This is a genomic window from Ligilactobacillus acidipiscis DSM 15836 (assembly GCF_001435755.1).
GTDB classification, from domain to species: domain Bacteria; phylum Bacillota; class Bacilli; order Lactobacillales; family Lactobacillaceae; genus Ligilactobacillus; species Ligilactobacillus acidipiscis.
This window is the reverse complement of sequence record NZ_AZFI01000099.1, coordinates 1-8247: the sequence shown is the minus strand read 5'-3', so window position 1 is coordinate 8247 and position 8247 is coordinate 1. Positions and strand designations below refer to the sequence as shown.

General features: G+C 38.9%; 8 protein-coding genes. 1 reads left to right on the top strand and 7 read right to left on the bottom strand.

Translation table 11 applies throughout. The features are described from left to right. Nucleotides 1–74: 74 nt before the first annotated feature. The 7 genes from FC65_RS07260 to FC65_RS07230 form a co-directional block, all read right to left on the bottom strand. Nucleotides 75–323 carry a type B 50S ribosomal protein L31 gene (locus tag FC65_RS07260; protein WP_010499682.1) on the bottom strand — a complete coding sequence of 83 codons (249 nt, stop codon included), beginning with the start codon at nucleotides 321–323 and terminating at the stop codon, nucleotides 75–77. Between the two features lie 153 nt (nucleotides 324–476). Continuing rightward, the gene (gene rho, locus FC65_RS07255) at nucleotides 477–1769 is read right to left on the bottom strand and encodes a transcription termination factor Rho (protein ID WP_010499680.1); all 1293 of its coding nucleotides are present in this window, start codon (nucleotides 1767–1769) and stop codon (nucleotides 477–479) included. Nucleotides 1770–1782: 13 nt separating this feature from the next. Next, complete coding sequence (locus tag FC65_RS07250; RefSeq protein ID WP_056972101.1) at nucleotides 1783–3069, bottom strand: UDP-N-acetylglucosamine 1-carboxyvinyltransferase; 1287 nt, start codon at nucleotides 3067–3069, stop codon at nucleotides 1783–1785. Between the two features lie 189 nt (nucleotides 3070–3258). Then, complete coding sequence (locus FC65_RS07245) at nucleotides 3259–3468, bottom strand: LBP_cg2779 family protein (protein ID WP_035631537.1); 210 nt, start codon at nucleotides 3466–3468, stop codon at nucleotides 3259–3261. 158 nt (nucleotides 3469–3626) lie between these two features. Beyond that, nucleotides 3627–5222: a CTP synthase gene (locus FC65_RS07240; RefSeq protein ID WP_056972100.1), complete on the bottom strand. Its 1596-nt coding sequence runs from the start codon at nucleotides 5220–5222 to the stop codon at nucleotides 3627–3629. A 206-nt stretch (nucleotides 5223–5428) separates the two neighbouring features. Then, nucleotides 5429–6016 (bottom strand): DNA-directed RNA polymerase subunit delta, encoded by a 588-nt coding sequence (rpoE, locus tag FC65_RS07235; RefSeq protein ID WP_010499428.1) that lies wholly within the window; start codon nucleotides 6014–6016, stop codon nucleotides 5429–5431. Nucleotides 6017–6060: 44 nt separating this feature from the next. Continuing rightward, entirely contained in the window at nucleotides 6061–6471 is a 411-nt protein-coding gene (locus FC65_RS07230) for a YwiB family protein (protein ID WP_010499426.1), read from the bottom strand. Between the two features lie 421 nt (nucleotides 6472–6892). On the opposite strand from FC65_RS07230, the gene FC65_RS07225 reads away from it, so the two are divergent. Continuing rightward, entirely contained in the window at nucleotides 6893–8218 is a 1326-nt protein-coding gene (locus tag FC65_RS07225; RefSeq protein ID WP_056972099.1) for an HD domain-containing protein, read from the top strand. The last annotated feature ends 29 nt before the right edge of the window (nucleotides 8219–8247 follow it).

Here is an 8247-nt window from a genome sequence, read left to right as displayed (position 1 = left end):
TCAGTACCACTTGATAAAGAACCACAAAAAAACACTTGACTCATCATGAACCAAGTGAAAACTTGAATAAAATATTATTCTTGTGTGAAACCATATTTCTTGTTGAAACGATCGATACGACCATCGACTTGGTTGAACTTTTGACGTCCTGTGTAGAAAGGATGTGAATCACTAGAAATTTCAACACGGATCAATGGGTATGTTTCGCCTTCAAATTCAACTGTTTCATCAGAGTTTTTTGTTGAACCAGAAACGAACTTATAGCCTGTTGCTGAGTCCATGAAAACAACTTGATGATAATCTGGATGAATCCCTTTTCTCATTATTAATACTCTCCTTTGCCCTGAGTCATTTGCTGAGACAGAGTTGATATTTATATTGTACATATTATTACAACAACTAACATAGTAACATGAAAGAACGTGTCACGCAATCGTTTATTATCAAAACTAAAGTTTAGTTATTTTAAGCCTCGCTTAGCGACGATTATTCTTTTTTCTCTGTGTTAGTTCCCATTTAGCAGCTTGATCATAGAATTCTTGATTATCTTTAGTTTTTCGAAGCATACTTAAAACTTGTGGCGTATCATTTTCAGGTTCACCACTCAATACCTTGCGTAGTTTCCAAATATTGTTCAAAACTTCAGCAGGCAATAACAGCTCTTCTTTTCTTGTACTTGATCGTTTAATATCAACAGCCGGAAAAATACGGCGCTGAGCCAATCCCCGATCCAACTGAAGCTCTTGGTTCCCTGTTCCTTTGAATTCTTCAAAAATAAAATCATCCATGCGACTGCCAGTATCAACTAAAGCAGTGGCTAAAATAGTCAAACTTCCGCCTTCTTCAATATTTCTCGCAGCACCAAAAAATCTTTTAGGCTTAAATAAAGCCGCTGGATCGATCCCGCCTGAAAGTGTTCTTCCACTCGGCGGCTCAACCAAGTTATATGAACGTGTTAGTCGTGTTAAGGAATCAAGTAAGATCACAACATCTTCTTTTTCTTCAACCAACCGTTCAGCTCTTTGTAAAACTAACTCAGCCACTCGAACATGATTTTCAGGTTTCTGATCAAAAGTCGAATACACGACTTCACCATCGATCGTACGCTCCATCTCAGTCACTTCTTCAGGACGTTCGTCTATCAACAACATGATCAACTTTGTTTTCGGATAGTTTTTTGAAATGCCCCGTGCTATTTGAGCCAGTAGATTTGTTTTCCCAGTTTTGGGCGGTGCAACTATTAACCCTCTTTGACCAAAACCGATCGGGGCAAAAGCATCGATTACACGTGTTGCTAGCTGAGCGCCGCTAGTTTCCAAGTGCATTTGTTTATTAGGGAACAATGGCGTCAGCGCTGGAAAATGAGGCCTTGTTTTAGCTCCCTCAGGATCCTTGCCGTTAACAGAATCAACATGCATCATGCCGTAATAACGCTCATTTGTTTTAGGTGCACGTACTTTGCCCGCAACAAGATCTCCGCTTCGTAAACCAAAACGTCTGATCTGTGAAGCAGATACATAAATATCTTCTTGTGAATGCCCATAATTAATTGGACGTAAAAATCCATATCCTTCCTCATGTGAAACAACATCAAGGACCCCATTCATATAATAAAAGCCCTCTTCTTTAGCCTGGGCTCGTATTATAGCTACAGATAACTCTTTTTTATTCATCTGACTATAGTAAGGGATCTTCAATTGACGAGCAAAATTGTAAATTTCTTTTAAGGTCTTACCCTCTAAATCAGCCAAAGTTAAATTTTCTGGCATTTTTTGCGCTCCTTCATTCTATTGTTTCTACTGTGTCTGGCATTGTCACAACTTTTAATTCAACATGCAAGCCGCGGAATTTATCTACTATTCTGTCATAACCCCGTAAAATATTATCTGCTTTTAATATAGTCGTCGTCCCCTCAGACATCATTGCCAGTCCCACCAAAGATACACCGGCTCGGATCTCATCAGCTTCCACTGTAGTACCAACTAGTTTTTCTGATGGCCCGACAGTTATGACACCTTCTTCACTCTTGATATTACCACCCATACGGTTCATTTCAGGGATATGTTTGATCCGCTTCGGATAAAGAGTGTCAGCGATCGTTGATTTGCCCCGTGCTTTCATAAGCAATGGTGTTATCGGTTGCTGCAGATCTGTGGCAAAACCGGGAAACGGCGAAGTTTTAATTGAAATTGGTGCCAATTGGTCATTTCCAGGAATATAGACACTGTCTTCATCGATCTCTAAAGTAACACCCATTTCCTGCAATTTTGCAAGAAAGGGATCTAAATGCTCTGTAATTACATTTTTAACTAAGACCCCTTGACCATTTGCCGCAGCAAATGCGATATAAGTACCAGCTTCGATACGATCGGGAATTATGGTATGCGTGTTGCGTGCTCGCAAATGATCCACGCCTTCGACACGAATCTCATTTGTACCTGCACCACGAATATGGGCACCCATATTATTTAAGAAAGTTGCCAAATCAATGATCTCCGGTTCGCGAGCAACATTTTCCATGATAGTTGTCCCTTTTGCTTTGACAGCGGCCAACAAAACATTGATAGTTGCTCCAACTGAAACCAAGTCAAAGAAAATCCTTGCTCCGTGCAAGCCTTCGGGTTTTGTTGTGATCTCAACTGAATTTTTTTTCTTTTTTACCTGTGCGCCCAAAGCTTCAAAGCCTTTAATATGCTGGTCGATCGGTCTGGGGCCAATGTTGTCTCCCCCAGGAAAGCCAACTTCAGCATGACCAAATTTACCCAATAAAGCACCCATGAAATAATATGAAGCACGCAAACTTCTAATAGCGTCACCAGGCAAAGGATTCGGTTCGATCCTTGTCGGGTCAATTTTCAAAATCCCATGGCCAAAATGTGAATCAACATTCATCGATTTTAAAATCACCATTAAATTATGAACATCTAAAATATCTGGAACAGAATCAAATGTTACTGGAGTATCAGCTAAAATCGCTGCCGGTATCAATGCAACAGTACTATTCTTAGCACCGCCGATCGTGACCTCTCCGACCATTTTCTGTCCGCCTTTTACGATCATTTTTTTCATTTTATAAGTCCTCACCAAAATAAAAACAATTATTAGTCTAATATCATCAAAAAGCACGCTTATTCACCAAATGGTTTCAGCGTACAGAGACACAAAAATGCGCCTTATTTCATAATACAAGATACTAATAATTGTTTCAATTGATTTTGACAAGTTCTCTTAAATTTTGTAAAAAAATATTTCTTACACTTAGGCACGAACTGAATTTGTCCGCATAAATCTTTCTAGAGCAGTTTCTTCTTCCTGGGTAGGCGCAGCTCCTGTCATAGATTTAAAACCGTGGATCTTTTCAACAGTAAAATGACTTGCTAAAGCAAACTCAGCATCAGTCATATGATGCTTTTCCTGATAATCAATAATTTTCAAAGCGATGTTATCGAATCCTTCAGATTTTTGCATTTCAATCATCCTTCCTGATCAGTTAGACCTTTATCACTCCAAGCATATCATAAATAGTTTAATTTGCTCAAATATTACTCCTATTGAACATCAAAAAAATATCCGTAGGCTCTAAAAGCCTACGGATATTATCAAAATTCACTAAATTTTATTATTAACTATTCGGCACTCGCCTTGACAAAGTCAGCAAACAAACCTTCAGGGCTTTGTGGTCGTGACAAAAATTCTGGATGGTATTGGGAAGCCACGAAGAATTTATGATCAGTTAGTTCTACCACTTCAACCAAATGGTTATCAGGAGACGTTCCGGCAAAAGTCAACCCTTTTTCCGCTAATATCTCACGATAAGCGTTGTTAAATTCGTACCGATGGCGATGACGTTCTTGAATCACTTCTTGTCCCTTATAGGCAGCAGAAGCTTTGGTATTCTTACGCAACTTACATGGATAAAGTCCCAAACGCTGAGTCCCGCCCATTTCTTGGATATTTTCTTGGTCAGCCATTAAATCGATAATGTTGTTTTTACAATGCGGATCAACCTCTGTTGAGTTGCTATCCTCTAACCCCGTAACATCACGGGCAAACTCAATACATGCCAACTGCATCCCTAAACAAATTCCCAAGAATGGAACATCATTTTCACGTGCATACCTAATTGCCTGTATCATTCCTTCAAGTCCACGATCGCCAAATCCGCCCGGTACGATAATTCCATCATAAGCAGCTAATTTTTCAGCTACATTAGAACTATCCAGTTCCTCAGCATCAACGTACTCGATTTTAACATTTTTCTTGATCTGATAGCCGGCGTGTTTTAAGGCCTCGTTGACAGATATATATGCATCAGGTAATGAAGTATATTTACCGATCAAAGCAATTTTCACTTGTCCAGATAAATTATTGACTGTGTTCAAAAGATCCTGCCATTTAGACATATCAGCCTCAGGCGTGTCTAAATTTAATTTTTGACAAACAATGTCATCCATATGCTGCGCCTTTAAATTCATCGGGATCTGATAGAGAGTTGGAACATCTAGAGATTCGATCACAGCTTCCGGCTCAACATCACAAAAGTTAGATATTTTGTTACGCATTTCTTGTGAAATCGGTTTTTCTGTCCGTAAAACCAAAATGTTTGGTTGAATCCCTAAGCCACGCAATTCCTTAACACTGTGCTGCGTTGGTTTAGTTTTCATTTCGCCAGCGGCCCTTAAATATGGGATCAATGTTGTATGGATATACAAAACGTTTTCCGGTCCAACATCAGCGCGCATTTGTCGTAATGCTTCCAGGAAAGGTAATGATTCAATATCGCCAACTGTTCCGCCAACTTCTGTAATCACTACATCGGCGTCTGATGATGTACCGGCACGCATGATCTTTTCTTTGATCATATTAGTGATATGGGGTATCACTTGGACAGTGCCCCCTAAATAGTCACCACGACGCTCTTTTTTAATAACTTCTGAATAAATCTTACCAGTAGTCACGTTGGAATACTTGTTCAGTCGAATGTCGATGAAGCGTTCGTAGTGTCCAAGGTCTAAGTCAGTTTCTGTACCGTCATCTGTTACAAAAACTTCGCCGTGTTGATATGGGCTCATTGTACCTGGATCAACGTTAATATAAGGATCAAACTTTTGAATGGTCAGTTTTAGACCACGATTTTTTAACAAGCGCCCTAACGAAGCAGCAACGATCCCTTTTCCTAAAGATGATACAACTCCACCAGTTACAAAAATATATTTGGTCATTACAAATGCCTCTCCTCTAGATTAAATTTTTATGGGGAAGATTTAAAAAAGAAATAAGCTCCCTATCCATTATTATGAATAGAGAGCTTACTTTTACCGTTCATTTGACTCCAGCATCTAACTGAAGCGCCCAGACAGTATAATACAGAATAATTTACGCCACGTCAAATCTAAATCTTAGATAACTATAAATTCATTTTGCAAAATTACTCTTCGTTGTCGTCATCTTCGTCATCATCAAGTTCGGAAAGCTGCCCTTCAATTCCATCAGGAAGCTCATCATCATCCTCATCATCAGTTGATTCGTCAATATCACTTAAATCTTTACCATATTCTTTTAATTCAGCAGATTCTTCATCGTCTTCAGTATCTTCATCATCATCAAAGTCCTGATCTTCAGGATCATCATCGTCATAATCGATCACATCATCATCGTCATCACTTTGATCATCGAGAAAGGCGTTGACCTTTTTGCGACTTTTACGCTTTGGACGTTCTTCATCTTCATCATCAGAATGAACAAGTGCTTCATCGATAGATTCATATGGATACCAGGAACGCAAGCCCCACAGATTATCCCCTAATGAAATGAAGCTGCCATCAATGTTTAAATCCGTATAAAATTGTGGTAAACGATCACGGATCTCTTCATCGCTTTTACCAAGAAATTGTTGAATTTCATTTGTCAAATCTGCGAAGCCCATTACATCGCCTTTTTGGTTTAAAATGGCCCGCGCAACTTCGATCATTGATAATTCTGTTTTATTCGCACCTTTGAATCTTTCTAGCTCCAAACCGGTACACGTCCTTTCCACAGTTTATTTTCTATTATACAATATTAGGCTGTAAAATGCAATCGTATTTTGTACTCCCCCAGCTCCTGTCCATTTGAGATCAGATCATAATCGATCGAAACTTTTCCACTAACGGGATATTCAGATAAGGTCACATTCATCTTAGGAGTAACAGTGATCAGTGGTACGACACCATAAGGGGTCTGATAACGTGCTTCCAGCTTTTTATTTACCACAAAAAACATCTGCGACCTATTTCGCCCCTGCTGTCGCGTTAGTTGAACTTCGCCAGCAGCATTGATCTTAAAAGTAACCATCGCAGGATCTTGATCTTTTAACTTTTCTTGATAACGTAAATAAATCGTTTTTCCCATATTGAAAAACTGCCCAGGTACATCTTGAACTAAATTATTAACTTCTCCTTCTTGTACACTTTGCGTTTCCAAATGGATCATGACATTAGATTTTTCCGTTGCCGTTTTTATCTGTCCTTTCTGAATTTATTTGGATGTTTCAGGATCTTAGTTGCAAATTTCTTCTACAAGAAACTTGCAAAACCCCACTTTTCCTTTTCTATTACTAAAATGTTTTACAATAGTATTATATATTTTTAATCGTAGACACAAAAGTCTTTCGTACTAATTATGTTATAATCAGTACAAAATCACTTAACGAATTATCCAGTATTCATAATGTCTGACACACTATTACACTAGATTATCCGGCTTAGACATTTTAGTTATTTCACACATACTATTCAAGTAAAATGTTGGGGAGCAAAAACAATAAGTTATTGTTTATATCTAGCGCTGACAATTCTGTTGTTTTTAAAGGAGGTTTCTACTTATCACTCAGTATAATGTTCAAAAATTACCTATGGAAAAAGTCTTGCGTGACCCGATCCATAATCATATTTATATTCAACAGCAAGTTATCCTTGATTTGATCAATACTAGGGAATTTCAACGGCTCCGTCGGATCAAACAGCTCGGCACTACGAGTTATACCTTCCATGGTGCAGAACATTCACGTTTTTCACACTCTGTTGGTGTCTATGAGATCACGCGCCAGATCTGTGACCTGTTCGAGAGAAACTATCCCAGCCAAAAAAAAGATGATGGGCTTTGGGACGATAATGAACGGATCGTAGTACTTTGTGCAGCTTTATTGCATGACTTGGGTCATGGGCCATACTCGCATACTTTTGAACATATTTTTTCAACCGATCACGAACAAATGACTACCGACATTATCACTTCTCCGCAAACTGAAGTGAATCAAGTCTTAAAAAAGGTCGGGCCAAATTTTCCTGAAAAAGTAGCCAGTGTAATTCAAAAAACCTATCCTGATCCTCAAGTTGTTCAAATGATCTCGAGTCAGATCGATGCTGACAGGATGGATTATTTACTACGTGATTCTTACTTTACAGGAACAAAATATGGTAATTTCGATTTGACTAGGATCTTGCGAGTGATGCGCCCTTATAAAGAAGGGATCACTTTTGACATTTCAGGAATGCACGCTGTTGAAGATTACATTGTCAGTCGTTTTCAAATGTATCAGCAAGTGTACTTCCACCCTGTTTCACGCTCAATGGAGGTTATTTTAAGCCATTTGTTAAAGCGTGCAAAGTACCTCTACACTGTTAATAAACTTCAGTTAAATGGCGCCACAGACCTGCTAGTTCCGTTTTTGACCGGAGAATACAGTTTAAATGACTATTTACACCTCGACGATGGGGTCTTGAATACTTGTTTTGCAGTCTGGCGCGACTCAGGCGATGAAATACTAAGTGATCTGGCACACCGTTTCTTAGACCGGCACCCACTGAAATCTGTCCGTATATCACCAGAAACTAGAAAGTACATCCCTACCTTAGAAAAGTTAGTCACACAAGCTGGTTACTCTGCTGAATACTACATGGACACTAATGATAGTTATGACCTGCCATATGATGCCTATGATCCTCATTCGCAAAATCCACGGACTCAAATCGAATTAATACAAAATGACCAAAGTTTGGTAGAACTATCGGCTATCAGTCCACTTGTCAACTCGATCACCGGCAAAGTTTCTGGTGACGAACGTCTCTTTTTTCCTCGAGAAATGTTAGCGGCAAATAAACAAAATGATCTTTTTTTACCAGTTTACGAAGCTTTTGACCGTTATATCCACAATGATCAAGTAGTTGCGCCTGAATAAAAGGTTCTATAATATTTGGTACTGATAGA

Excerpts from the sequence above, each read along its gene's own strand:
- FC65_RS07225 (WP_056972099.1), top strand. The coding sequence starts at position 6,893 with ATGGAAAAAGTCTTGCGTGACCCGATCCATAATCATATTTATATTCAA.
- rho (WP_010499680.1), bottom strand. The coding sequence starts at position 1,769 with ATGCCAGAAAATTTAACTTTGGCTGATTTAGAGGGTAAGACCTTAAAA.
- FC65_RS07230 (WP_010499426.1), bottom strand. The coding sequence starts at position 6,471 with ATGATCCATTTGGAAACGCAAAGTGTACAAGAAGGAGAAGTTAATAAT.
- FC65_RS07250 (WP_056972101.1), bottom strand. The coding sequence starts at position 3,069 with ATGAAAAAAATGATCGTAAAAGGCGGACAGAAAATGGTCGGAGAGGTC.
- FC65_RS07260 (WP_010499682.1), bottom strand. The coding sequence starts at position 323 with ATGAGAAAAGGGATTCATCCAGATTATCATCAAGTTGTTTTCATGGAC.
- FC65_RS07245 (WP_035631537.1), bottom strand. The coding sequence starts at position 3,468 with ATGCAAAAATCTGAAGGATTCGATAACATCGCTTTGAAAATTATTGAT.
- FC65_RS07240 (WP_056972100.1), bottom strand. The coding sequence starts at position 5,222 with ATGACCAAATATATTTTTGTAACTGGTGGAGTTGTATCATCTTTAGGA.